This is a genomic window from Komarekiella delphini-convector SJRDD-AB1 (assembly GCF_014831675.1).
Lineage (GTDB): Bacteria > Cyanobacteriota > Cyanobacteriia > Cyanobacteriales > Nostocaceae > Komarekiella.
Map to the genome: position 1 here is coordinate 1 of NZ_VJXY01000069.1, position 26,426 is coordinate 26,426.

Below are 26,426 nucleotides of genomic sequence, written 5' to 3' on the forward strand. Positions count from 1 at the left end.
AGGATATGCCGGGTCTAAAGGTACATACGCTCCTCCAGCCTTGAGAATTCCCAACAGTCCGATGATCATTTCTAAGGAGCGCTCTAGACAAATACCAACCAGTACCTCTGGTTCAACGCCCAAGGTATGTAGGTGATGCGCTAGCTGATTTGCCCGTTGGTTTAACTGCCGATAAGTAAGTTGGGTGTTTTCAAATACTACGGCGATTGTATCAGGCGACCGCTCTACTTGAATCTCAAACATTTGATGAATGCACAAATTCTGGTAATCAAGTATTTGGGTGTAATTCAATTCCTGTATAACTTGAGTGCCGATCAAGTGAGCCAAGGTATCCAACTGAATATTTTCCTTAAGTTCTGAATCTTTAATATTATTACTCATTTTATTAATATTAGTATTCATTTTATATATATCAATACTTCACTAAGTTTTCTTGCTGAAGTTGTTCTTTTGCTAATGCTAATGCCCGATAAGCAGCGCTTAATTTTGCTTTGTCTGTAAGATACTCAGCGAAATGCTTTAAATAAGCTTCGAGATACCTAATACGCAAGTATGGGTTATCTATTAGTTTAGAGGTTTACTGGATTTGGACATCTGGGAAAATCGGTAAAAATGCTCTATTTATAGTTAGTTCTTTCTCTTGTGGAGCTCTGTCCAAAAAAATATCTCGGTGATGTTTAACAATCTCTTCTAATTCTGAGGGGCGACATGAAAGCTAAAACTTGGATAAAATAAGGTACATATCTCTCATACCTCGTAAATAATATTCTAGTTTATTGTGATTTGATCTCATGAAATTTTGAACTAGACCCCAGTAATTATCCATGAAACTTACCTAAATCTAACTATACAATCCAACATAAAAACTGCTATGTCTTCTCGTCAATCGCCCATATTCTTGAAGTCTAGCAATATATTTTTGTACATCAATACCCGTGAACACATGGCTGAAAACTAGCTGCTTACTGAGGAATATTGATGAATATTTAATTAGTTAGACTCAGTAATTAAATCAAACTTTTATAATTCTAGTCTTGTTCCCAAAGACATATAATTTCGAAAGGTATTAATAGGAGTTTGTATTTAATGTTATCTAAAGTGCCTGTCCAATCAGCAATTCTTATTATGATAATAGTTGTCAATAAAATAGACCTCTTGCATGAATCAAGAAAATAGAGCAAGTTCATAGTTGATAAGTCCAGCAATCAAATTGCATCGCAGGACATTTAGAAGCAAAGCTACGAGCGTGTATTTTCCATTGTTCGGTTGCCAAACCTTGATTAGCCTTTTCCAGGAAACCTCGAATCTCTTTGGAGCGGTGATAAGTAGCACCATGTTTTGACTCATAAACCACGTCATACTCAAAAGCTAACCTATATTCAAGTTCGCTAAGCTCCCAAATATCTTTAGTTTGCAGCCAACTCAAAACTTCTTCTCGTTGTGCGCCCAAAAGGTAGCTATTCCTTCCCTCATAGTTCAGCCACAGTCCATCGATTCCTTTTTCCTCATAAGCTTGCTTCCAGCCTGTTATTAAACCTCTTGATACATCTAAAATTTTTTGGATTTCATCATACAAGTATCCTTAATAAACTAGCTTGAGTGCCAACGCTTTTCTGAGTTCACGCGCATCTGCACACACAGCTATAAATTCTTGTAGTTCGGCCAGGGCATCAACTACCATTGCCTCTGTTGTCTATTGCTGGCTTATTTCCACTGCGTGTGTGGTAGTTTATAAATGCTGACTTATCATTGTTTCCTATTAGACTTTTACACCCCACCGTATTCTCTCTTAGTCTTGTTCCGAAATCAAATAGGATTCCTATAGAACCCATTTGACATCTTAAGAAGAGGCTGAAAGCCTCTTAATCATTAACCTGATGAAGCAGAGGTTGATTTTGGAAGTTGCATTCGATAGGGTTCGCTCAAAGTTCTTAGTCAGGATTTTACATCTCTCCATCCAAGCATTTGAACGCTCAATGACCCACCTAGCTACAGCCGGAACAAACCCAGATTTTCCTTGTGCTGCCTTTTCCTGTTTCGAGGGTTTTGTCGAGAGTTCAAACTTGATTTTCGTCATCATCTGAGGATAGATCTGCTCTAACGCCTGAGTCAAATTTTTTAGGGTGATAACCATGGTCTAGCAGGATAGTGATCTTCGGTATATTGACGGGTTTTGATTTGAAATAGTCGATATTGAGAGTGAACATTTCAATCAATCCTGCGTCATCGGAGACATTCGCAGGGGTACAGTGAGTAAACAAGGGAAACCCAAGTGTATCAATGGCTAGATGCCTTTTAATGCCATTCGTTGATTTGTAGAAACAGAAACCTTTAGAGTCCACACTGGCATTACAGGTATTTTTCACGGCTTGGGAGTCAATGATCATCAAAGTCGTCCACTTGGGCTTTTTTTTACCTGCTCGTGCACTTGTCCATGTAAGACACTTATCAGATTCTCCAACACCCCTGCTGCTCGCCACTGCTTGTAGTGCCAGTAGACGGTTGAGTAGGGTGGCACATCTTTGGGTAAGTCTTCCCAATTGCAACCATTCTTGAGTTGATAGAGTATCCCATCGAAGATCTCTTCTCTGGCTTTGTCCACCTGGGAGGTCGTGTCTGTTTCTTGGTCGGTAATATCTGGAGTAACAGGGGTTCAAAAATTTCCCATTTTTTATTGGTGAGGCTGCTGGAATATACCATGATGACTGGATTAGATGGTTTCAAGCACACTAATTCAATATCTGTAAGATGTCAGATGGGTTCTATAGTGCTTTACTTTTGGTCAATCTTGGAAGATTGTTCTGATAGGCGAACACGTAAAAATGAAAAAGGGGTCGTAGCTTCTCCTAAAGAATTAGAATTTCTAAAAGCCTTATGGCTACGCTTTTATACTTTGCCCAAGTGGGATGTGATTGTAGTTCCTTGATAGCTAGTATTTGATATCTCTGCAAGTCCCTATGTATAAGATTTATCCATATACCATCAAATTCAGTCGTAAGCTGACGGGTGCTGAAGCCAAAGGAACTAAACCATTATTAACAACATAAGGGGTTTCATAGAATTCTCAAATACTTCTTAAGGTAGAGGTTAAATCAGTACGTTGTATAAAAGTATTCTTGGATTTTTTTTATTGAAAGTGGCGGTAAACTCAATCCCCTTGTGAGTGGAGAGAGATAACTGCCCCGCCGCTTGGGGCATTGGGGAGCCTGCGCCGTGGGCGACTCTACCGACTTGAGCGGAACTGGCGTCATTGCTCAACATCTTGTCATTTTGCCTTTTTTAGAGTGTCTCTTTATTTATAGTTGGACTCTAACGGTTCTATAGACTTGACTTTTCATGGGATGCAGAGAAGGGAAATAGGATTTTTAGTAATAAATATTCAGCACTCCAAGTTCCCGCTTAAAGTGTGTTTAGTATAATTCGGGTAATATTATCATTAAATAAAGCTTGTTGCAAATGAGGATTCTTTTTATTTTACCATAAATTACCACATTCTTTATCTTGTAGTGCTTTCAGGGTATTTTGTCTTATCCCAAGGAAACAACCTTTAAAAAAGTGGGATGCTCCCCAAAAAATTAAAAGCTGATAATAGTATATTTTTACACTAAAATTTACAAAGTATGAAATTTTTTAGTCCTTTGGATATACGCACAATTCATTAGACATAGTGGTAGACTTTGTTGCATGAACAAGAAAAAGACAAAACCTTGGTTTGACACAGTGGTGACTAGTCTTCGACTTTGTAGCTTTCCGATTTGCCTAACTGGATCATATTATTGAGAGCACCACATTAGACTTGTTGCTTAATAACGCCTAAAGTAGCTCAAACCCTTCTACTGTTTACGTTTTAACTACTCTAAATCAAGTTGAGTGAAATGTTGACTGTGACTGGGTTTTACGGATTTTTTAGCTTATTTAGCAACAACTCTATTGGTAAAACGTCTATTTTGAGCTAAATCTTTAGGTCTGCTTTTTAGCGATCCCATTAAAACGAAGAGGCTAAATGTTTGATTTAAACAACATTTATACTCTGCATTTTACATCAACTACTTCTAGTGTAGCAGCTCCTTAGATGTAATTTGTCCATTTGCGTCTTTTCCTCACACCATGTGTGCGTACTTTCCACTTCCCTTGCCAATAAATTTTCATTTGCGTTGAATCCACCACTGCATGGATAGTAAATAGAGACTATTTTTCTAATCAAGATCCTTATACAGTAAAGGTTTGGTGAAATTACGTACTTTTGTCATGAGTCTTAATTGGACATCATAAGGATTTTTTGTTGTCTAAACGATTTTCAAGTATTTGAGTTTATACAGAAGTAAAGACATTTGCCATAAATTAAGTTTAGAACAGATCATTTGTCGTAAAATGCGTTTCAACGAGATGATGAAAATGAAGAATGAAACACACGACTACAGCAAATTAGTTTTGGGAAGAGACTATGTATTTGATCGGCTAAATGAAGGAAAGGGAGGATACATGACTGGAATAGGAAAAACGATCAAATCCGGTGACTACATTATTTTGCGACACGGTTATCAAGTTTATCAATATCAAGTTGAGGAAATTGATTACTACCCCCATTCAGCAGATATGTATATAGCTTTACTGAGTAGTCCTATAGAGAAAAAGATTAATTCACAAATCTTTTATAAACTGAAGACTACAATGTCGACATATATAATTTTATTTGCCCAATGGCTTGACTATATTTGATGTCATTATCATGAAGGGCATAATATAATCTCTTGGTAGTATTTTAGATACTACATTAATTACTAGTAACTCTGACTATAATCTCAAACAAAGTTTTTTGGTCATAGCCTCTTTGAGTCTCAATGAAAATGTGCATAGATGGAGTTTCAAGGAGTTAATGTACCAAACTAGGTTTCGCCACGTATTACCTAAAAAAAAACGAAAGCTAAGAACCAAAAATATAACGAAGAAAACATTAGTTCTGTCAAAAAGTTTATCCTTACGAGAAGTGCAGTAAGGCAAAACACCATCTCTTCAGATTGTGTTTTCTCGTGAATAATTTAGGTTCACTATAGTATTACTCAATAACAAAACATGTATTAGCTTGGTTTTGTTACTCCCTATTGGCTGAATTATCATCTGCTCAATCAAAAATACAGCAAATACATAGGAGCAATGGAGAAGAAAAATGGTAACAATTAGTTCTCTACCATTAGTAGATTTCAAATCTGACTTAAGATCGGCTAAAGGCACAATCAGAAAAAGAGTATTAGCTTTTAGATTATTCCGGGTAGCAGCACTTATTTTGTTAGATGCTACATCTCTGATTTTGGCATGGAGATTCGCAGCATTTTATAAAACTCTGTCAGAGTTACCTTGGACAGTACAAACACCATTTGAACTACTAATTCTTACAGTTGAATTAGGTATGATTGCATTCCAAGGATTATATAATGTACGCATTTATCATTGTAATTATCGCCGCTTGATTACAACTGTTTCTCTATCAAACTTATTCCTCTTATTGATTGCATTTTTCTATGAATCCAATCTTTATATCTCACGTTCAACTTTTTTGCTGTTTTGGTTACTGTCTCTAGCCTTTATCTGTACTGCTCGCTTCCTAGTGGATGCTGTTACTAGAAAACTTTGTAAATTAGGAGTAATTCGTTATTCCGTTTTTCTGATCACAGATGCAGAAGAAAAAGAGAGTAGTATTAAGTTAATCGAAAAAGAAAATTGCTACAACCTTCTTGGTGTAACTGAAGCTAGTTCTTTAGATAGACATAACCGAGAAGGAATGCTGGAATTTCTTTACAACCAAGATATATTTGAGGTTTTTGTTTCTTGGAATGCAATCAAGAAACGTTTATATATTTCTTGGTATTTCCTGAGTGCTGGCATTACTCTGCGGATTTTACCAGTTGAGAGAGAAGTTGTGCCATCTAAGTCTATATTATGGATGATTGGTGAAGTTCCTTGTCTGACAATTCCAGCACCAATTATCGCAGGTAGCGATTTCTGGGTAAAAAGGTGCTTTGATGTTTTTTGTACAATTATTTTGCTATTGCTTCTGTCACCTCTGTATCTGATAATTGCTCTGTTAATTAAGCTAGATTCTCCTGGCCCAATTTTTTTCAGGCAGAACAGGATTGGTCTGCATTGTAAACAGTTCACAATATGGAAATTTCGGACAATGAATACAAATGCAGAGAAGTTGCTAGAAACCCTAGAAGCAAAGAATGAGATCAAGGATGGTATTCTGTTTAAATTGAAAGACGATCCTCGCATCACAAGAATTGGTAAGTTCCTGCGTCTTTACAGTTTAGATGAATTACCACAACTATTTAATGTTCTACTAGGTGAAATGAGTCTAGTAGGTCCCCGCCCTCACTCTATCAGAGATGTAAAAAGGTTTCAAAAAAACCATTATATTCGACAAGAAGTTCTTCCCGGTATCACTGGATTGTGGCAAGTTTCTGGTCGTTCAAATATTGATAACTTTGAAGATGGAGTGAAATTAGATATCACTTATATTGAAAATTGGTCTCTATGGCTAGATTTGAAAATTTTGCTAAAGACAGTAAAGGTTGTCCTGCAAAAAACAGGTGCATACTAACAGCAGTTTCCTTAATTTATGACTACTATGGTCATTATTTTTTTCATAAAGTAATGTTGCTGATTTGTTTAAAACTTGGAAATTATATTGACTCCATAAACCCTATCTAATTAATGACGATGTGCACTCAATTTTGCAAGAGCAAGCTAAGTAAATGTGTAAATTGGAAATTTTTGCTTTAATCCAAATTATCTTTTGAATAAATTAGGTAAGCACGATGAAATTGATGTTAGTATGCACTTCTGGTGGTCACTTTGCAACCATGACAAGTTTGAAGTCTTTTTGGTCGCTGCATGAAAGAGTATGGGTCACTGACCATAAGAGAGATACAGAAATACTTGAAAAGACTGAAAGAGTGCATTGGATGCCTTATCAAGCACCAAGAGATGTATTGGCTATCATAGCTAATATTCCTAAAATCTTAAAAGTTATCTATTTAGAAAAACCCGATGTTATTATCTCAACGGGAGCTAGTATAGCTATCAATTTTGCATTCATAGCTAAACTTATTGGAATCCGATTCATTTACATTGAAAGTATTTCTCGCGCTCAAGAACTGAGTGTTTCAGGAAACTTAGTTTACTTGGTATGCGATGAGTTTTATGTTCAATGGCCGGATTTATGCCAGAAATACCCTAGAGCAATTTTTAAAGGATATGCATCATGATTTTAATGACACTAGGAACAGTTTCATTTCCATTTGATCGTGCTGTATTATGGTTAAAAATCTTGATAGAACGCGGCGTGATTTCTGAATCTGTATTTTTGCAATATGGTTACAGTGATGTTTCTGTATTACAAGGATATTCTCAAGTCACTTTAGAACCAACAGTTAGTTCAGATGAGCTAGTCAAGTTAGTGAATTATTCTCGCTTGGTTATCTCTCACGCTGGACAAGGATCTACAAGAATGCTTGCAGTACAAGGGACACCTTTTATTCTTTTACCAAGGCTTAAACGCTATAGCGAACATGTTGATGACCATCAATTATTATTTGCTAAAGCTGTTGCTGAGTTAGGTATCAAAAGTTTTCTGTCTCTGGATGAATTGGCAAAAGCAGTGTTAGAACCACCTCCTAGTTTTCAGCAAAAGATATTTAATACTCCCAGGCTGACTGATTATCTTTTAGTGCAATATCCTCCGAAGAAGACAGCTGCTCAGTTGAGTAACTAAATATTTTTTGTATTTCTAGCTATTGAGGTTGAAAGTTGTGAAGATATTTGCAATTTTACAAAGGTATTGGCTTCCCCTTGTTGTTTTACACAGTATCACCCTTGGTGGGGCATTTAGCATAGCTATGTTGTCACCACGTATTTGGACAGCTAGTACTCAACTAATTTTGCCAGATACCACAAATAACTTGGATGCAAGTTTGGGTATCCTGGGGCAAATCAAAGACCAAGGAGTTGCTTTTACTAATGAACTCAATCCATTACAAGTACAGACTTCGATCATGACTAGCGATGATGTTATTCGTCCTGTTTGGTTAGCTGACCCTGAGAAAGATAAATTCCGCAGTTTAGGAATTTACAAAAAATTGTTTAAAGTTAAACCTGTAGATCAATCTACAACTATTCACTTAGAAGTTACAGGTTCCCTTCCTGAACTGACAATAAAAAGGTCAGAAAGACTACTTTTAAGTTATCAACACCGTTTGAATGAACTTCGTCAAGGAACTTCTGATACTCGACAGCAGTTCAGTCAAATGCAATTTCAAAAAGCGGAAAGCGATCTGCGACTAGCTAAGGATAAACTGGGACAATTCAAAACATCTACAGGATTGGTTAGCGATGAGCAACAGACTAGAAATTTAATAGAAGCGATTAAAAGTTTGAGAACTATACAAACAGAGATAGGCTCTCAAGCAAAAGCTGCAATAACTCGGTCGCAAATTTTGAGCCAAAGACTAGGGATGACTCCACAACAGGCGATTAACTCTTTACGTTTGAGTCAAAATAAAGAGTATCAAGCACTACGACAAAAATTGTTGGAAGTTGACACAGAGCTTGCATTTAAAAAAGGTGATTTTACTGAAGAACACCCTAGTATCCAGTCGTTGCGAGAAAAGCACTATTCATTAAATGCTGCACTTAACCAACAAATAAATTTACTCCTTCCTAATTCTGAAGGAATTGATACTAGCTTTGGTGGTAATAACTTCCAAGAACCGACAATGAATTTGATTGTAGATTTGATTCAAGCTGATAGTGATAGTCAAGGACTAGAACAACAAGCTAAACAAATTCAAGATCAAGTGCAGAATTTGAATACTGAATTGAGTTCTATTTCCACCAAACAAGGAGAACTCTTGGATTTGCAACGCCAATATGAAATTGCTGAAGGCATTTACAAAGGTATTGTGGCTCAGTTGGAGCAAGCGAAAATCAGTGCTTTTAGTTCTTATCCCAACGTGCAAATTCTCGATTCACCAACTGTTGATCCCAAACCGACAAGTCCCAAACTCTCTTTAGTTGCCCTTGGTGCGCTTTTATCATCAGTTCTTGGTAGCTTTGCAGCTGTTACATATTTAGAGTCTCGTAACTCGCTGCTGAAAGTGAAGGATTTACAAGAGATTGAGTTGCCAATTCTCGCAAGAATTCCGACTCTCGAAGCTTCAACTATGGGGTTGAAATTAGAATCGGTATCGGAAATCGGATTTCAACGCTTGGCTTCAACTCTTAGTTTAATGTCTTTAGAAAAGCGCCGTTTGATGGTTAGCAGTTCTATCTCTGGCGAGGGCAAAACTACAGTCACAATTGGACTTGCAACAGCATTATCAGTATTGGGTTTCCGAGTATTGGTAGTGGATGGCGATTTCCATAAAGCAAAACTGAGCAAGTATTTTGGGTATGCTTTACTACAGGAAACAAATGCTTTACCTTCGCCAATACCTGTAAGTTCAAAGTTGGATTTTCTACCAGCACCTTCGATACCAACAAGTAAGGTGATGGAATTTGTGGCACGAGGAAAATTTGAAGAGTACGTGAATACATTTCAAAAGTTGGGCAACTATGATTATGTGATTGTTGATACTGCTGCTGTGAACTCGACGGGAGAAACACCTTTGATGGCAAAAACACTGGCTAACGTGTTGTTAGTTGTGAAATTGGGAGTGAGCGATCGCAACATGCTCCAAGAAAGTTTAGAACAACTCGTGCGCCATAATGCTCAAATCATCGGTTTTGCGTTGAATGGAGTCGAGCAAGGGGGAGAAAAGTACGTTTACAAACAGGATGTTCAGCAGGTTAAAACATGAAACAGAACGTACCTCTTAACGCATTTCCATCAAGGACAAATAGTTCCAGTCAACAATTATTCAGCGGTATTTTGATTCGATGGCAGGTGTTGAGCCACGCGGAAAAAGTTGTATGTCTAGGAATTATTTTGATTCCTCTATGGTGGATAATCAGCTGGGGAATGATGCTTCTTTTTTGTGTAATTGGAATAGCGATATACGAATTGTGGAATCATAAAACTATACGCTTATCAAAACCAAGTTTAGAAGTAATTGCAATTTTATTGTTTGCAATTTACACAGTGATTTCCAGAGGCACAAATTCTACAGAGGTTACTCTTCGCCTATTATTAGATCCATTGTTTGATTTTGGCAGCGCGGGCCTATTACTTTGGTACATTCAGAGTCATAAAATTCGCATACGTTTACAAGTTGTTGCTTGGGCTTTTTCCATTGTTATCTTTTTGATGGTGCTTTGGTGGGCGTTTTTTCATTTTGTCTTATCAGAGCCATATTACACTCCACCTAGAACACTTTACGCACTCTTTACAGATAAAGCAGCATATAATCCTAATCAACTTACTAGTGTTGGCGGTTTTTTAGTTCCTTATTATCCAGATGATAAAAGTTTCGCTGGATTAGCACGTCATACCTTTTTCTTTCCTCATCCTACAGTTTCATCGTTTGCAATTGGTTTTGCCGGATTAATTTTTTTAGATCTTAAAAATCGTTATGTTTCTTTAGGCTTAGCATCGATTTGCGTACTGCTGATTCTGATTGCTCAAACTCGTAATGCGTGGGTAGCCTTATCAATTGTCTTTGTTGTACGTTGGTTAATTGTAAGTGGTAAAGAACGTGGAATTACATTTATTCTAATACTATTTTCAATCACTATTTTTGCCACATTTTCAATACCTCAAGGCACTGATTATGTTACTGAAACATACATCAATTCCGTAGAAGCCACAAGTAATCTTCGTAAAGAATCAACTGAAGGGCGTCAATTAATATATGAACGAACTTGGCAACGATTTATTGAAGAACCACTGTTTGGGCATGGAGTTAATGGACCATCCGTTACGCCAGGGTATGAATTTGCTAGAATTGGCACTGAAAGCTTTATCTTAGGAACTTTGTTTTATAAATCTGGATTACTAGGTACTGGAGCTTTTCTTATCTTTTATATATTGTTTTTAGGAAAACTTTATCAAACAAGGCATGATAGACCAATTTGTTCTTTTATGATGCTACTTTACTTAAGTTTAGCTTCCACCGTAACAGAGTTTATGGGACCAGAACTATTTATTCCTTTGTTGTGTACAATACTACAAGTTACTAACACGAATCAACTAAAAGCAAATCGGAAACTAAAGAGTATCAATATGATATAGTTTAGGTTTTTACTTTTTCTAGTTTATGCAGCTTGAATTTTTCGGATTTCTTAAACATTAACTTTAGTTGATTATGCGTAAATTATTGATTTTACCTGGAGATTGTGATGTATTGGGAGGAACAGTAGTCACACTTTCGTTATTGATTAAAGGATTTGAGCAATTAAATGTAGCAGAATCATTATGCGTTCTAGTGCGAGCCGATTCATTAATAGAGAAGTATTTACACCAAGCTGGGCAAAGGGCTTGCGTAAAATCAATCTCAGCAAACAACCAAGTAGAATTTTGTACAAAAGCACTGCAATGGGTAAATCAGCAACCTTCAGACTACCCATTGTTATTAGACAACTGTAATCACCGTCTTTTACAACTAGTCCTTCTGCGGGCTAGCCCACGTCTTCGTTTAAACGGTCGTCCAGTTTTTTACTTTTTTCATGATTTATCACTTTCATATAATTATGTGGGATACTTGTTGCGAAAACTTACCTTTGTTTGTCTTGCGCCAGTTGGTATTTGCAACTCCCATTTCACAGCCAAACATGTTCGTCAGTTTCGGTCAGATATTCGCGCAATTATGTATCAACCAGTCGATCTGACACGTTTTCAGCGGCAAGTAATATTAAATCCGCCATCAGAGCTACAACCTATTCTCAAATCTGGGGCAAAGATTATTTTGACTCCATCACGACTCAATCAGCCAGGGGGGATGAATGACAAAAATTTGCGATCGCTAATTCCGGTATTAGCGCAATTACGTGCCAGTGGTCATCACTTCCACTGCGTGATTATTGGCCATGATGCATCTCCTGTCCAAATCTATACTCAGGAGTTGCTCAGAAGTGCTAAAAACGCACACATTGCCGATTACTTCACGATCTTGCCTCCAACCTTTGCAATAGAAGATTACTACAGTTTTGCAGACATCGTTGTTACCCTTGCTCCCAGAGAACCTTTTGGACGTATCGTAGTGGAAGCAATTGCCTGTGGTGTCCCTATAGTAGGTAGCTGTACGGGTGGTATTGGTGAAATTCTCAGTCACTTTGCTTCTGAGTGGATGGTTGATCCAAATGATACGTTAGCTGCTGCCCAGACAATTATTCGCGTTACCAATGATGCTAATACGCCAAAGGTTTTAATTAAAGCAAAAAGTTGGGTTGAGCAAAATTGTACTATAGATAAGTACACACAAACAATGATGGAAATTAGCGGATTAATTTCTCTAACTAGCAAACAAAAAGAATTGAACAGGGTGTGTTAACTCAATTCTAATTTTCTTTAAGTCACTTAACATTATATAGGAGAATAATTTAATGTTATGTCAAAATTTGATTCTAGGGAATTAATCCAACGTAGAGATGCTTTAAAAATACCCATTCATCACGGACATTTCTTTGTATTGCGTCATATAAAGATGTTCACCTATACTCACCTCACTTCAATAATTAAACCTGGGATGAAAGTTGCAGATGTTGGTTGTGGAGGGCAGCCACTTCGCAACCTGATCAAATCTTGCGGAGGAAATTATACGAGTGTAGATATAGTTCAGAATAGCAAAAATAGCGTTGATATTATCGCAGATATTTCTTCAATTCCCTTACCTTCCAAAATTTTTGATGTCATTATTTGTACTGAAGTTTTAGAACATTGTTTTGATCCCCAAAAAGCACTATTAGAGCTATCCCGACTGCTCAAACCTTCGGGAGCAATTATCATCACAACTCCTTTCAACTTTGGCTTGCATGAAGTTCCCTATGATTTCATTCGACTCACCCCATTTTATATAGAGTATTGGTTCCCGAAACTGGGTTTTAAAGCACCAAACGTTCTTCAATTAAATGGTAATGAACTTGAAGTTATGGCAACAGTATGGGGACAAATGTTTGCACCTACAGAAAAAACTAATTTTTTCTTAAGAGGCATATTTGTCATATTGCGAGTGTTAATGAATTTAATAGTTTTAGCTGTAAGTGATTTATTACAACCTTTTCTACCGCGCTATTTTTTTTTAAATATGGGATGTGTTGCATATAAACATAGCGATATATCTAGTACTTCTGTTGAAACCTAGTTTATAACCAAAATTATGTCGTATATCCGAGACTTAGCTAAACAAATCCTTCCCAAACAGACTCTGCCTACTGTTATGCAATTTACTGGAGAACTACAGTCAATTTGGTACGCAGGTAAGCAATATACTTGTCCTTGTTGTGGAGGAACATTTCGTAAACTTCGGAGCGGAGGTGTGAATAAAAGGCAAAATGCAGTATGTCCTAAATGTAATTCCTTTGAACGACATCGTTTACTATGGTTGTATTTGAAGAATCAAACTAATTTATTCTTTGACAATTTGAAATTACTTCATATTTGTCCAGAATTTTTCTTCTGGAAAGGATTAAATTCTCTACCGTTAATTCAATATACTGCTGCTGGTTTAAATTCTCCATTTGCAACACTTGAAATGGATATTAAAAACATTCAAAAACCAGATAATTCATATGACGTTATTTTGTGTAGCCACGTTTTAGAACATATCCCTGAAGACCACAAAGCAATGTTTGAATTATTTAGGATTCTCAAGCCTGGTGGTTGGGCAATCTTACAAGTACCGCTTGATTATGAACGAGAAACAACATTTGAGGATTTCAGTATTACATCTCCTAAAGACAGAGAATGCTTTTTTGGTAAGGATGATCATGTGAGAGTTTATGGACTCGATTATAAAGATAGGTTAGAAAAAGCTGGTTTTACAGTTGAAGTTGTAGACTATGTAACGCAGTTGGGAGAAGAAAAGATTATAAAATACTGTTTACCAGACAGAGAAGATATCTATTTATGTACAAAATAAATATATAAGAATCCTAAATCATTTGTGAAAAATCTTCAGTAATGTAAGCTAGGCAGTGCCCAGCTTACATTACTACGACCTAACATTAAAAAGGTTATGGATAAACAATTTCGGAAGCCAAATATTCTAGTCATCTCTCGTGTCTTCTTTCCTAATACAGGTGGTATTCAAGAATATGCCTACAATCGCTGTTTGCAAGACCCCGAAAGTGTAATTGTTCTTTCTTCTAAGTGTGAAAGTGATAAAGAATTTGACGAGATGCAAGCATTTCCAATATATCGATGGCCAATGCCAATTCTTGGAAGTTTTGGTAGGTTTGGAGCTATTTTCAAACAAATTCTGAATATGTTTTGGTCTATGGTACTAGCCATCCGACTGTATCAACGTTACCAATATCATTATATCGAGTGGTGTCACGGCTACGACTTTCCTGCACTCCTACTGCTAAGTTATTTGTTGCCTGTAAAGTGTTTTATTTACCTCCACGGCGATGATGTACTTTGCCCACAAAAAAACCCTGTCTTACGGTGGTTATTTGAGTGGACACTAGAGCGTACTAAAATAATTGTATGCAACAGCAACTTCACTCAAAATTATCTAAAAGAGCATTTTCAAATTAAGCGCCCCATACATATTATTCATCCAACTGTCAGACTAGAAAAATTTGGGCAGCTAAATCTCAATCAGCAAAATCTTCTCCGCTCACAAATACGTCAGAAGCATCAAATTCCTCAAAAGGCGATTGTTATATTGTCTGTAGGACGATTGGTGAAACGCAAGGGCTTTGATCGGGTTATTCAAAATTTGCCTGCTTTGTTAGCTGAAGGGATTGATGTATACTACCTAATCTGCGGTCAGGGTCATATGGAGTCTGAACTTAGGAAGTTAGCTGAAAACTTGGGTGTTACTTCACGGGTTATTTTTGCTGGATTTGTGATTGATGAAGAATTAGCTGGCTATTATGCAGCGTGTGATTTATTCTCAATGCTCACTTTCCTGGATACCAAAAGCAGAAGTATTGAAGGTTTTGGAATTGTTTACCTAGAAGCGGGTTACTTTAGCAAACCTGTTATCGCTTCACAGATAGGAGGTGTAGTAGACGCAGTTTTTCACGGAGAAAACGGTTTATTAGCAGATCCAAACTATCCAGAGGAAATTTTGGCAAATATGCGGTATTTGTGTACGGATGAGACACTACGTCAACGGCTTGGTAAAAAAGGTAAAGAATTAGCGACCCGTACTACTTTGCATCGAATGCTTTACCAGATTACTGCATGAAGTTATTGAATACTGGCTGTAGAAGTTTCCAAAACATAATTTTTTCATTCAACTAGAAAATAAAAGTTCGGATATTGATATTTAAGGAAAAAACAATGACTATTTCAGAACATGGTGTTATTACTTATGCTTACGGAGCATCTTATTATATCGAAATGGCAAAGTCATTGGCGCGTTCTCTGCGTCTTCATTCACCAAATATTCTGCGTGCTATTGTTACCGACAGTCAAAATGATAGAGAATTATTCGAGCTTTTCGATTACGTTATTAATTGCAGAAAAGAATATGGTTCAAATGTAATACAAAAACTTCATCTCTATGATTATTCTCCATTTAAACGTACACTCTATATTGATAGTGATTGCATAGCAGTCAGAGATATCAACTTTATTTTTGATGCTTTTAAGGGTAGAAGTTTTAGTGTCACAGGTGATATATATCTTCAAGCAGGTGATAAAGATACATTCATGGATGTAGATTACATACTCAATCGATTTGCTCTGAAAAAATTACCTAAATTTAATGGAGGTCTCTATTACTTTGAGCAAACAAATACTGCTAAGGCAGTATTTGAAACAGCAATAGAATTTTCACGTGACTGGAAAAAGCTAGGTATTTCTGAATTTCGTGGCGATGGTCCTAATGATGAACGTCTTATTGCTATAGCTATGATGTTGCACAATCAAAATCTGTTTCAAGATAATGGTAACATGATGCGAACTCCTATCGGTCTTCGCGGTTCTCTAGATGTAGATGTTATTACAGGTAAATCTACTTTTCAAAAATACAATAAGGTAGTGTCTCCTGCTCTTGTACACTTTGCCTGTGTTTGGGCGGAGCATCCCGTATATTATCGTGAAGTATCAAAGCTAAAAGATCTAAACAAAAGTACAGCCAGTCAGGTAAAGCCTGGTATCTTTTCTGTAATTAAATATAAGTTTGGCTATCAGATTGCCTTACTAAGTTATATAGCTAAACGTGTACCTAAAAATCCTAAGTATTTTCAAGCTAGAATAACAAGATTTTTGAGACAATTGCCTGAGCAGATACAAACTAAGTACAGCATTTAATTCAGCTTATATTTGAGTCGGAGATATCTGTTTTACAATCTAACCATTTTCAATAAAGTTTTTATGACTGCAACTAACTCAACGAGAATACTTAAATCTAGTGTATGGATGAGTACGAGTGTTGTAGTTGGAAAAGTAGCTCAGTTACTTTCTCAAATTATTCTAGCTCGCTTGTTATCACCTAATGACTTTGGTATTTGGGCAATGGTATTAATCTTGAGTAATTTTTCTATCATTTTTCGAGATGCTGCAATTGCTCAAGTTCTTGTACAACGAGGTTTAAATGATAAAAAAATTGTCAATACTGTTTACAGCATGGGTATTAACATATCCATTGGTTTATTTATAGTTCAGTCTCTTGCAAGCTTTCCACTTTCAATATTTTTTGGTATACCTATACTTTTCCCACTTACAGCTTTTGCTGCATTAATTTTTCTTGTTGGCGCCGGTGCTGGTTCTCATGCCTCTGTAATGCAACGCCAAATGAAGTTTCGAGAACTAGCTATTTGTGATGGTCTAGCCAGTTTTACACGAGTAGGAACTACTATTGTTTGTGCTGTCATTGGTTGGGGAGTATGGTCTTTTGTGGTAGGAGAAGTCGCTATGACATTGGTTGATAGTCTACTCAAAAAGTATTTTAGCAGATACCCTTTTACCTACAGTTATAGGCTAGATAAAACTGCTGTTAATGAAGTAAAAAAATTCATTACTGGTATAGTTTTTACTAGTTTTGCAGTTCAAATGAGTACGATGAGTGATAACGTAATTATCGGTAAATTACTGGGACAACAAGCACTCGGTTACTATAACTTAGCTTACCAACTAGCAATGACACCTGTTTATATTTTATCTCAAGTTAACCGGGTAATTCTTTGTGTAATGTCACAGAGAGATAACATAGGTAAAAAACTATTTATTTCACAAGTTTTAGAACTATATGCTATTATGTTTGCTCCTGTTTACGGCATAGGTTTTGTCATTGCACCTTGGTTTATTCCATTAATGTACGGTCAAGCTTGGATAGAGAGTGTTAGCTTATTCCAAATTCTTTTGATTTTTGCTTATGCCAGGGGATTCATGGCGATTTTGGGTAATACATTACTGGCTTTAGATAAACCAATGACAAATGCTTTCATCAATTGGGCGTTAGTTCCACTTGCAGTTTTATCTTATTTTATTGGGGTCAGCTTAGGAGGTGTAAAAGGAGTTGCGATCGCTGTTGCTTTAGTACTGGGAATTGGTGCAACTATTTGGTTTTGGTTGGCAACTTATTATGTTACTAGGTGGAATATTGCATTTTTTGTGAAACCTACTTTTTTGCCAACTTTGGCTATTAGTATCTCGTTGATACTAGCTGTAATATTGCCTTTACCTCATCAATATATAACTATATCTACACAACCAATTGTTATACTTTTTTCTTATTCTATTTTACTAGCAGTATTTTCTTTTGGACGGATTCCGAATATGTTATTTAGTACAATTAAAATACTGTGGAAAAATGAAGCAATATTATAATTACTATCAATAGTAATAATGAATAACTGTTGAAATTAGTAGTTGCTATTGGCTGATAAATTAATACAAAAGTTGAGTGTTATAATTTTAATCATTTGCTCAAAAAATTAAAGATTTATTTAAGTATTAACTTATGCCAAATAAACTGTTTCATCAACTATTGCAATCAGAAATCTCAACTCATCAAAAAATAGATCGGCTTTTCCCTATTGATTTACTCAAGGCGATTAGCATTGTAGCAGTAGTTTCTTTTCACTCAACTGTTGTACCAAAAACTACTTATATAAATAGTCAATTATATATGGAGATTTTATTTTCTCCTTTAAGATTTTGTGTTCCAGTCTTTTTAGTAATTTATTTTTTGTTGTTTGAGAAAGCATTATCAAAACACAAGGTTTCTACTTTATCAGTAGTTCAAAAGCGTCTAGTACGTATTCTAATACCAACAATGTTTTGGTTTAGTATTACAGCATTACTAAAATTAATTAATAAATCTTCCTGGATTGAAGTATTTGGTGGTATTTTAAATGGAGAAATATTTACTGGTGGTTATTATTTATTAATTATATTACAGTTTATACCATTTTTTGCTATCTTTAGACCTTGGTTTTCTAAACAAATCAATGTTTTTATAGCAATTATGATTCAGTCTAGTGTTTATATATGGATATATACTATTCATTGGAGTTCAGAATTTAACCAAATAGTTTTTATCCTAAAGTTTATACACAGACCTTTATTCATTTACTGGTTTGTCTATATGGTTTTGGGTATATACTGCTATAAAAAATGGTCATCAATTGTAAAATTATCATCTTTATTACACATTTATACAAAAGTAATAATTTTGGTAATTTATACTGTTTTACAAGGAGTTGAAGCTTACTATGCTTTTGTCGTCTTACAAGGGGATATACCACCATTTGACTATGCTATGTTTTCTTGTATGTTAAGTGTATTAGTTATGTTTATATGTTTTGCATCTATTAAGGAGGATCAAGTAAACCCATTGATTAAAAATCTAGTATCAGTTTTGTCAAAATATAGTTTAGGTATTTTTTGTATTAATGGTATTCTCTATCAGCTACTTTCTTCATTAAGCTTACGTTTATTTGTTGAAGTAAACTTTAATTTTTTGGAGATTATTATAGTGAAATTGTTATGTTTTTGTTTACTTCTAAGCATTTCTTTAGTTTTATCAATGCTGTTAGAACGTATGGGACTAAAAGTAGTGGTTTGCTGATCCAAGTAAGTAGGGTGACTTATATTTCAGAGGCAAGATAAATGATTTCTACATCTGGAATACCGTTTGCAGCAAAGAGTAAAGTTATGCTTATATGAATCATCGACTTCAGGGAAATGAAACAGGATTGGTTGGCTACTGGCACTTAGAGAACAGACTCCCCAAAAACTACTTTAACAACCGAAATCACGGTAGATGTAATGGCAAATATTGCATCTTATAAGAGAAAGTTCAATAAAGCTTTAAAAAAATGAGTATATTGGTAAAAAAGTTTGGCAATCGGATTGTAGAAAGTTTTTATCAAATTACATTTTTGAAAAACAAAATTGAAACTGAGTATCAAATGTCAGTAAAAAGAAATATTAATAATTTACCTTTACTCTCAACTACTGACCTGACTTTAGTTGAAACTCTTAAAAATGAAGGAATTATTATAACTTCATTGGCAACACTCTCCATTCCTTCTACTTCAAGAATGTTACAAATGGCGAAAAAACTGATGCTAGAAATGCCCCATAGTATTCCGGCAAATGAAGAACATAAATTCGTAATTCACGCTACAAATAAACAAATAATGGAGCATCCAGAAATTTTTTACTGGGGATTACAACAACGTTTACTTGATATTGTTGAAAACTACTTAGGTCTACCAGTTGCTTATCATCATCCTTCTTTTCGTAGAGATATTGCTAATCAAGTCCAGCGAAAAACAAGGTTATGGCATTTAGACAAGGAAGATCGAAAAATGATCAAAATTATTGTTTATCTAAATGATGTAAATGATGATTGTGGGCCATTTCAATATATTCCCCTATCTTTTAGCCCAACAATAACTTGCTCTCTAAGATATAACTATGGTTATGTTCAAGCCAAAACCATGCAACAGGTTATTTCGCCATTAAATTGGAAATCTTGCACAGGATCTTCTGGCACAGTAATTATTGTTGACACTGCAAAAATTTTTCATCGAGGAAAAATACCTACCAATTCAGATAGATTTGCAATATTTTTTGATTACACTTCTCAGTCTCCAAAACACCCATTTTATTGCCAACGTTCCTTAACTAACGAAAATTTAATAATACTTGCTGAAAAACTTTCTGAAAAACAAAAGCAGTGTATTTTCTGGAGATGATTGCAATGGTAGTGTTACAGACGTGTTGAAAAGTAGTTATATAATAGGGAACTATAACATGAAATAAAAAATAGCTTGACTAATGATTCTCACACCAATCCGATGTCCTCACTGTCAGGATGTGAATATTTGTCGTAATGGTCGTACTAGCACAGGTAAGCAAAGATATATCTGCAAAAATCCGGAATGTCACTAATTGAACGTAGTATTAGTGAATCTGACGAAGCGGATGCCGAAGTGGTACATGAATATTGTCTGGCTGTACGTGGTTACTTGACAAATGATGGTTGTCCACCGCTATATGCTTCCGGATTAAAATTACAGGAACGTCTAAGTTTGATTGAAGCAAGCCTAGAACGGGTAACTAAAAAAGGGGGTTCCCAAAACGCTTGATAAAGCTCAAACAAATTGTTTCATTTGGACTTGAACAAACGGCATCTTTATTCGCTCCAATTACTGTTGCTTATAACTGGATTTATCAAGCCGCAGAGATTCTCGACAACGGAACTGGCCTTGATGCAATTCAAGTTCAACGAAGTTTTCAAACTTTACTTGATTCAATGTCACACGAGAAAAATGAAGCTCTTACTTTAGAGCCTGGTATTACTCATTTCTTAAAGATTACTCGTAGTTATTGGTCTGGATTGTTTCATTGTTATGAGGTTGAAGGTTTACCTCGAACCAATAATGACCTTGAACAGGCTTTTGGTGTTTTACGAGGCGTTGTTGCATGAAAAGAGAAAATGGTAAATTTTACCTATCACCAATGTTCTCTCGCTGCCTAGCCCAACAATGAAGACGAAAGCCCAGTACAAAGTTCGGAATTGGAACGCTTATGATGCAGCACTAAAGCAACGAGGTAGTATTAGCTTCTGGGTAAATGAAGAGGTAATTGAGCAGTGGCGCAACCAGCAGAAAACGGGTAGAAAGGGAGCATCGAATTATTACTCTGATGTGGCAATCGCCACTATGGGGACGATTCAGTCGGTATTTCATCTAGCAGGGCGGCAAGCAGAGGGGTTTTTGGAGTCGCTGTTCATGCTCATGGGGATTGAGCTAGCAGTAGCGGATGACTCTACCTGATGCCGAGGTTTAAGCAAATTGTCGGTGAAATTGCCAGTAATTCCAAAGGATAAGGCTATTCACGTAGTCGTAGATTCAACTGGAGTGAAAGTCTATGGGGAAGGAGAGTGGAAAGTCCGCACACATGGAGTAGGTAAAAGACGGACGTGGCGGAAATTGGATTTTGGAGTCGATGAGGGGAGTGGAGAAATTTCGGCTGCGGTAGTCACTACTAATGATTTAGCGGATTGTGAGGTGCTGCCGGACTTATTGGAGCAGATTGAACAGCCCATAGAGCAAGTATCTGGTGATGGTGGCTATGACACAAAAGATTGTTACGACATTATTTCTGAACGTGGAGCCAGAGCGATAATTCCACCGCGTAGCAACGCCAAAATGCAACAACCACACCCTCAAGCACAGCCCCATCCCAGAGATGAAAATCTGCGAAGGGTGAACCAAGTTGGACGCAAGCTTTTGGATTCAAGAAAGCGGATATCATCGCCGTTCTTGATCTGAAACTGCCATCTTTCGGCTCAAAACCATCTTTGGTGGCAAGTTGAGACGACGCTTTTTTGATAACCAGGCTGTCGAGTTATTTCTGCAATGTGCTGCGCTTAACCGCATGATCCAGTTAGGTAAGCCTGACAGTTACAAAGTGGAAGGGCTATGACTACTCCAATCATGGGTTGGTGTGTCCTTTCTTTTCATTCACGCAACAACGCCGCTTTCAGGAGCAAAGAAACAAAAGTCAGGGACAATCAAGCAACAAAGCTGCAAAATTGACGTAAATAGCAGGAGGCTAGCGCAACTGCTGGGGTCGAATCTCCATCTGAACTATCCTCCTAACTAAGAGTTCTCTTGCATCTTCTTCAACCAGGATGTTATTATGATGCAAATTAATGCACATTTTGTATAACAATAAACACTAAAGATTTCCAATTGATTAGCGCGCGTCAGTAGCAATAACGGCGAATCTAAGAATATATCAGTCAAATCAATGTGGTTAAGTACAAGAGCAATTGGAAGCCTTGAAGACGACAAATGGGCTGGTGAGGTTGGCTATTACGGTCTATCCCATTTGCGTGAAATTCGGAGTATTGATTCCTGGTGCAATCCGCACGTTGATTACTCACAAAACTTTCAATTAGATTCTTTAGAACAAGCTTGGGATCTGCTGGACTGGCTACCAATAGCGGTTTCTGGTCAGCAATACCATCTACTGTTTGCAAAAGGAGCACAGCAAAATATACCTCTAGACCATCCCAGATTGAAGCTGCTTGGTTATGATTTATCAGATGCTAAATGGAAATCACCTTTATGGAACTATTTATCTTGGCGAGGAGTTCTAGCCCCTTTAGTTAGAAGAAGAAATCAGTACGGGCTATTAACTTGGAAAGATGCCACAACTGCTCAAGAGATGCTTCCAGAAGCTTGGTATTATGACCCTCGCTCCTTTGTGAAAATTTGGGCTTTATTTGAAGTCTTGCCTGTTGATTGACCGATGTTAATATACTCTCAAGCCGCAACAGTTGTATTTTTTTCTTGGTTGGAATTTACTTTTACAGATACTTCTGACTCATCGGTGATAGGTTAAAATAAAGCGCATTTTGTCAATCAGTTAAAATACCCAAAATGAATTAAATGAAAATGATAATCGTGCGTGTGGGAGGGGAAGGAGGCGAGCGACGCTCGCCTCCTTCCCCTCTATTTGATTATCATTATCTTTAGGTTTTTAACAGCCGAAATATGAGACAAAAAAGTATTGTAACGAGAGAATAACTTTGTCAAAAGTGAGTTTCATTATTATTGTAAATTCAGTAATCAAATGCGGTAATGAAAAGCGCTTCTTGACTACCATGCCCAAAGCTGCAAAACGAAACTCCGACCACGCGCAAAAACATCATGCTCCTACCATAAATAATGAAGCGATTGCGTCGCATTTAGAAGAGTTACTAACTCCAGCTATCTTTGCTCAACAAAAATATTATAAACAGTTAGGCTTACGAGATAGAATTATCAATCTATCCTTCATGGTAGCAGCAGTATTAACTTTATTATGGCGACTCCGGGAGTTCAAGAATTAACGAGGCTTTTAGCAAGAGAAGATTTATTGTGGTGTTGTGCTACTAATATTGCCCAACAATCTCTCTCTCAAAGATTTTTAGTTTTTCCGGCTGAATTATTTGAGCGAGTGTTTAAAGATTTATTACCTCAGTTACAACTTAATTGGCAGCAACGACTGAGGCGACCACTACCAGATAGCGTTAAGTTCGCATTGCATAATTTTGACCGAATTTGGATAGCTGATGGGTCTACATTAGAAGCCCTATTCCGAAAGCTAAAAAGCCTGGAAGACTTGAAAACAGGTCAATTAGCAGGAAAGATTTGTACAGTTATTGATTTGCTTACTCGTTTACCAATAGAAGTTTGGTTTCACACCAATCCTGCCGCATCAGAGACTAATTTTGAAGCTCCTTTACTAAATTTACTGCCTACTAAAACTCTAATTTTACTTGATAGAGGTTTTTACCATTTCCAGTTTTTACAACAACTTAATTTACAAGATGTTCATTTGATTACTCGTTTAAAAGCGAAAGCATCCATTAAATACTTAAAGATTTTCAGTTATGACCATTCTGTTAAAGACCGATTGATTCAACTTGGTACTGTTCGTCGTGGCGCACCAGTGCTTACTTTGCGTTTAATTGAGATAAAAGTTGGTAAAACTAGCTATTCTTATATTACTTCTGTCCTTGACCCACAAATTTTACCTCCCTACGTTGTCGCTGATTTATATCGAAGAAGATGGAGAATTGAAGAGGCTTTTTATGTAGTTAAACGTTTATTGGGACTGTCGTATTTATGGACTAGTTCTATTAATGGTGTGAAGTTACAAGTCTGGGCTACTTGGCTCTTTTATGCAGTATTAATTGACTTGGGAGACGCGGTTGCAGACGAATTATCTCTGCCATTTGACCGCATTTCTTTGGAGATGATTTTTCGTGGTTTGTACCATTTTAGTGTCGCAAATGACAAAGGCAAAGCGGATGACCCAATTAAGTACTTTGCTGCCCCAGAGAATCAAGACTTAGGAGTAGTCAAAGCGTTGCGAAAGCCAGTCTCCAAGCTTGATTTATCCCCTTTTCCTGCACCCTCTTGACAAATGTGCTATTACCTTAACCTCTCACCGATGCTTCTGACTCTACTTGCAAAGAGCGGAGTAATTCCCTAACTACATCGGTTGCTGTTCTTCCGGTCATTGCACAGTAGTTCTCAAGTTTCCTTTTCTCCTCTAGGGCAAGATTTACTGTAATTCTTTTGGCCACCCATTTTTTACTCATAGCTTATTGTTACCCATAACAAATTCTCTCCCTATAGCAATACCGTTGCCAATTTACGAAGCTTTAAAGTCTGTAGAAACGTCATGAATACGTCCCAAAGAAGTAAGCTTGGCAAAAATCTGATTTAATAAAATAGGCTCAGGGGTTTCAGGAAGCATTTTTAAAATTTCATGGACATATAGAAAGCCACGATAATGAGCCTTAAGGTCAATAATGCCGGAACCAGGATTAGAAAAACGAAAATCAGCGAGAAGATGGTAAGATAAATTGACCATGAAGAATGCTAGATTAGCAGCATTAGTCACAGCCGTTTGGCTTAAGTTCATAAAATCTTCCAGCCCCCAGAACTGCTTGGCATCACGAAAATTGAACTCGATTTGGAAACGGAGTTTGTAGTAGTCAATTATCTTTTCGGATGACAACTTTAGGTCACTAAAAAATAGAATTACATGACTACGAGCATTAGTTTTAAGATTGGTTTTGACTAAAATGACTATATTTAGTGCTTGAGCAAATTCCTTGTGGAGTAAAGTAGTTTGATAAATATCAGTTTTGATATCCTCCTGAATGCTACTTTTACATAAATATGCGTCAGGTATATTACAATAATCCAGCTTATTACCGTATTTACGACGGGAGCGACGATTAGGATCGGGGTTGTGGTAAGGTATGTATAATGGAGAATCATGGCGCAACTTGGAAATTATGTGCAAGTTAACAAGACGTGCCATCTGCAAAGCATTATTGTTCCCAAAATGACCATCTAAAACCAAGTATGTCAAGGGGATAAAGTTAGTTATTAGCTTGACTAACTCATTAATCATCTTCTTAATTCTTAGTAATTCAGATGTAAGAATAACCTCTGTTTTATTCTTGTTTTTGCTCACTTTTGGTCGTCCACGCTGACGTTTCTCTTGAGGTTTAATTTCTGGGGTCGGTAATGGGCTACTTTTTTCTATATCACTCTTTATCACCTGTTCTATCTGAATCGGAAATGAGTATCTTCGCTCAACACTTACTAATGATAATGTAAAGAAAAATAGCCCTGATATTGGCTTACTGACTAGGCTGGAAAAGAATCTATCCAACCCATAAGTTTTTTTGCCTGATTTACTCACTACAACTTCATCTTTTGCAAGCAAATACACCTCATTTGCACGGAACAAATGCTTACGGAAAAATAGCCAAAACAACGTCGCCCAAGGGATTACTGTATGAAAGAATCTCAATCTTGTCCGATAACTACCACCACTACCTGTCCAACGAGATATTCCCAACATGGTGACTCGTCCGCTCATTGCTAACATGGCCAGGATTATCTGGTTCAATTGCCGCATTGTTGTCGCGTTTATCTGCGGTAGCAGGCATTGTAACAGTGATAGGATATCGGGCATGGGCTGTTTTGTGGTCTTTGAGTTGTCGTTTGGGAAGACAACAACTCTACTACAGACCGCCCTCTCTTTTCATCCTCTTCTTTTGGCGAAGGTATTGTAGATTGATTAAGCAAGATTTCCAGGAATTTTACGGTTAGAGAAATAGAGTATTGTCTTACATGAGTAGCAGGACAAACACATCTAAGAGGAATGGCACTAAGAAAAGCCGAAACACTTGTGGTTTAAGCTGTTTGCAATTGCTTGCGTAACTCATGCCGGGGTTTGGTCATTAAGGGGTAAGCTTTTGGGCGGCGTTTACGGACTCGTGGTTCAC

At 36.7% G+C, this 26,426-nt stretch carries 24 protein-coding genes and 3 pseudogenes; 21 read left to right on the forward strand and 6 right to left on the reverse strand.

The genetic code is table 11. From position 1 onward, the window contains the following. The 3 genes and pseudogenes from FNW02_RS33320 to FNW02_RS39740 all read right to left on the reverse strand — a co-directional run. On the reverse strand, window positions 1-402 hold a 402-nt coding region (locus tag FNW02_RS33320; protein WP_431356836.1), incomplete at its 3' end, for an AMP-binding protein. 817 nt (window positions 403-1,219) lie between these two features. After that, a pseudogene (locus tag FNW02_RS33325) lies at window positions 1,220-1,714 on the reverse strand (helix-turn-helix domain-containing protein); the annotation flags it as partial. 343 nt (window positions 1,715-2,057) lie between these two features. Then, window positions 2,058-2,657, reverse strand: a complete 600-nt coding sequence (locus FNW02_RS39740) for a transposase (protein WP_263627845.1) — start codon at window positions 2,655-2,657, stop codon at window positions 2,058-2,060. Between the two features lie 41 nt (window positions 2,658-2,698). Here FNW02_RS39740 and FNW02_RS33340 point away from each other — a divergent pair, with 41 nt between their 5' ends. Then, entirely contained in the window at window positions 2,699-2,926 is a 228-nt protein-coding gene (locus tag FNW02_RS33340) for a hypothetical protein (RefSeq protein WP_191761817.1), read from the forward strand. 161 nt (window positions 2,927-3,087) lie between these two features. On the opposite strand, the gene FNW02_RS33345 is transcribed toward FNW02_RS33340, so the two are convergent. Next, window positions 3,088-3,261, reverse strand: a complete 174-nt coding sequence (locus FNW02_RS33345) for a hypothetical protein (RefSeq protein WP_191761818.1) — start codon at window positions 3,259-3,261, stop codon at window positions 3,088-3,090. Between the two features lie 1,134 nt (window positions 3,262-4,395). Here FNW02_RS33345 and FNW02_RS33350 point away from each other — a divergent pair. The 20 genes and pseudogenes from FNW02_RS33350 to FNW02_RS33445 all read left to right on the forward strand — a co-directional run. Beyond that, complete coding sequence (locus FNW02_RS33350; RefSeq protein WP_191761819.1) at window positions 4,396-4,719, forward strand: hypothetical protein; 324 nt, start codon at window positions 4,396-4,398, stop codon at window positions 4,717-4,719. A 448-nt stretch (window positions 4,720-5,167) separates the two neighbouring features. Further along, window positions 5,168-6,598 (forward strand): sugar transferase, encoded by a 1,431-nt coding sequence (locus FNW02_RS33355; protein WP_191761820.1) that lies wholly within the window; start codon window positions 5,168-5,170, stop codon window positions 6,596-6,598. A gap of 217 nt (window positions 6,599-6,815) precedes the next feature. Beyond that, the gene (pssD, locus tag FNW02_RS33360; protein ID WP_191761821.1) at window positions 6,816-7,265 is read left to right on the forward strand and encodes a PssD/Cps14F family polysaccharide biosynthesis glycosyltransferase; all 450 of its coding nucleotides are present in this window, start codon (window positions 6,816-6,818) and stop codon (window positions 7,263-7,265) included. Next, entirely contained in the window at window positions 7,262-7,771 is a 510-nt protein-coding gene (locus FNW02_RS33365) for a glycosyltransferase (RefSeq protein ID WP_191761822.1), read from the forward strand. The genes pssD and FNW02_RS33365 overlap by 4 nt, the downstream gene beginning before the upstream one ends. A gap of 37 nt (window positions 7,772-7,808) precedes the next feature. Beyond that, a complete protein-coding gene (locus FNW02_RS33370; protein ID WP_191761823.1) occupies window positions 7,809-9,854 on the forward strand; it encodes a GNVR domain-containing protein in 2,046 nt (681 codons plus the stop codon). Further along, the gene (locus tag FNW02_RS33375) at window positions 9,851-11,224 is read left to right on the forward strand and encodes an O-antigen ligase family protein (RefSeq protein WP_191761824.1); all 1,374 of its coding nucleotides are present in this window, start codon (window positions 9,851-9,853) and stop codon (window positions 11,222-11,224) included. Before FNW02_RS33370 ends, FNW02_RS33375 begins: the two co-directional genes overlap by 4 nt. Window positions 11,225-11,297: 73 nt before the next feature. Next, window positions 11,298-12,482: a glycosyltransferase family 4 protein gene (locus FNW02_RS33380; RefSeq protein ID WP_191761825.1), complete on the forward strand. Its 1,185-nt coding sequence runs from the start codon at window positions 11,298-11,300 to the stop codon at window positions 12,480-12,482. A 57-nt stretch (window positions 12,483-12,539) separates the two neighbouring features. After that, a complete protein-coding gene (locus tag FNW02_RS33385) occupies window positions 12,540-13,292 on the forward strand; it encodes a class I SAM-dependent methyltransferase (RefSeq protein WP_191761826.1) in 753 nt (250 codons plus the stop codon). Between the two features lie 174 nt (window positions 13,293-13,466). Next, on the forward strand, window positions 13,467-14,069 hold the full coding sequence (locus tag FNW02_RS33390) for a methyltransferase domain-containing protein (RefSeq protein WP_348535487.1): 603 nt from the start codon (window positions 13,467-13,469) through the stop codon (window positions 14,067-14,069). Between the two features lie 96 nt (window positions 14,070-14,165). After that, window positions 14,166-15,347: a glycosyltransferase family 4 protein gene (locus tag FNW02_RS33395; protein ID WP_191761828.1), complete on the forward strand. Its 1,182-nt coding sequence runs from the start codon at window positions 14,166-14,168 to the stop codon at window positions 15,345-15,347. Window positions 15,348-15,442: 95 nt separating this feature from the next. Then, the gene (locus tag FNW02_RS33400) at window positions 15,443-16,417 is read left to right on the forward strand and encodes a glycosyltransferase family protein (RefSeq protein WP_191761829.1); all 975 of its coding nucleotides are present in this window, start codon (window positions 15,443-15,445) and stop codon (window positions 16,415-16,417) included. A 63-nt stretch (window positions 16,418-16,480) separates the two neighbouring features. Then, window positions 16,481-17,935: an oligosaccharide flippase family protein gene (locus tag FNW02_RS33405; RefSeq protein WP_191761830.1), complete on the forward strand. Its 1,455-nt coding sequence runs from the start codon at window positions 16,481-16,483 to the stop codon at window positions 17,933-17,935. 133 nt (window positions 17,936-18,068) lie between these two features. After that, complete coding sequence (locus FNW02_RS33410; protein WP_191761831.1) at window positions 18,069-19,178, forward strand: acyltransferase family protein; 1,110 nt, start codon at window positions 18,069-18,071, stop codon at window positions 19,176-19,178. 250 nt (window positions 19,179-19,428) lie between these two features. Next, complete coding sequence (locus FNW02_RS33415) at window positions 19,429-20,313, forward strand: phytanoyl-CoA dioxygenase family protein (protein WP_191761832.1); 885 nt, start codon at window positions 19,429-19,431, stop codon at window positions 20,311-20,313. An 82-nt stretch (window positions 20,314-20,395) separates the two neighbouring features. After that, on the forward strand, window positions 20,396-20,509 hold the full coding sequence (locus FNW02_RS40280; protein ID WP_191761833.1) for a transposase-like zinc-binding domain-containing protein: 114 nt from the start codon (window positions 20,396-20,398) through the stop codon (window positions 20,507-20,509). Continuing rightward, window positions 20,500-20,706 (forward strand): hypothetical protein, encoded by a 207-nt coding sequence (locus FNW02_RS33425; RefSeq protein WP_191761834.1) that lies wholly within the window; start codon window positions 20,500-20,502, stop codon window positions 20,704-20,706. The genes FNW02_RS40280 and FNW02_RS33425 overlap by 10 nt, the downstream gene beginning before the upstream one ends. Next, window positions 20,703-21,047 carry a hypothetical protein gene (locus tag FNW02_RS33430; protein ID WP_191761835.1) on the forward strand — a complete coding sequence of 115 codons (345 nt, stop codon included), beginning with the start codon at window positions 20,703-20,705 and terminating at the stop codon, window positions 21,045-21,047. The genes FNW02_RS33425 and FNW02_RS33430 overlap by 4 nt, the downstream gene beginning before the upstream one ends. A gap of 58 nt (window positions 21,048-21,105) precedes the next feature. After that, window positions 21,106-22,048 (forward strand): annotated as a pseudogene (locus FNW02_RS33435) (IS5 family transposase). Between the two features lie 327 nt (window positions 22,049-22,375). Continuing rightward, entirely contained in the window at window positions 22,376-22,876 is a 501-nt protein-coding gene (locus tag FNW02_RS33440; RefSeq protein ID WP_191761836.1) for a hypothetical protein, read from the forward strand. A gap of 358 nt (window positions 22,877-23,234) precedes the next feature. Next, a pseudogene (locus FNW02_RS33445) lies at window positions 23,235-24,526 on the forward strand (IS4 family transposase); the annotation flags it as partial. A 28-nt stretch (window positions 24,527-24,554) separates the two neighbouring features. On the opposite strand, the gene FNW02_RS33450 reads toward FNW02_RS33445, so the two are convergent. Together FNW02_RS33450 and FNW02_RS33455 are read right to left on the reverse strand one after the other, a co-directional pair. Continuing rightward, a complete protein-coding gene (locus FNW02_RS33450; RefSeq protein ID WP_191761837.1) occupies window positions 24,555-24,719 on the reverse strand; it encodes a ribbon-helix-helix domain-containing protein in 165 nt (54 codons plus the stop codon). 53 nt (window positions 24,720-24,772) lie between these two features. Beyond that, a complete protein-coding gene (locus FNW02_RS33455; protein WP_191761838.1) occupies window positions 24,773-26,113 on the reverse strand; it encodes a transposase in 1,341 nt (446 codons plus the stop codon). Between the last annotated feature and the right edge of the window lie 313 nt (window positions 26,114-26,426).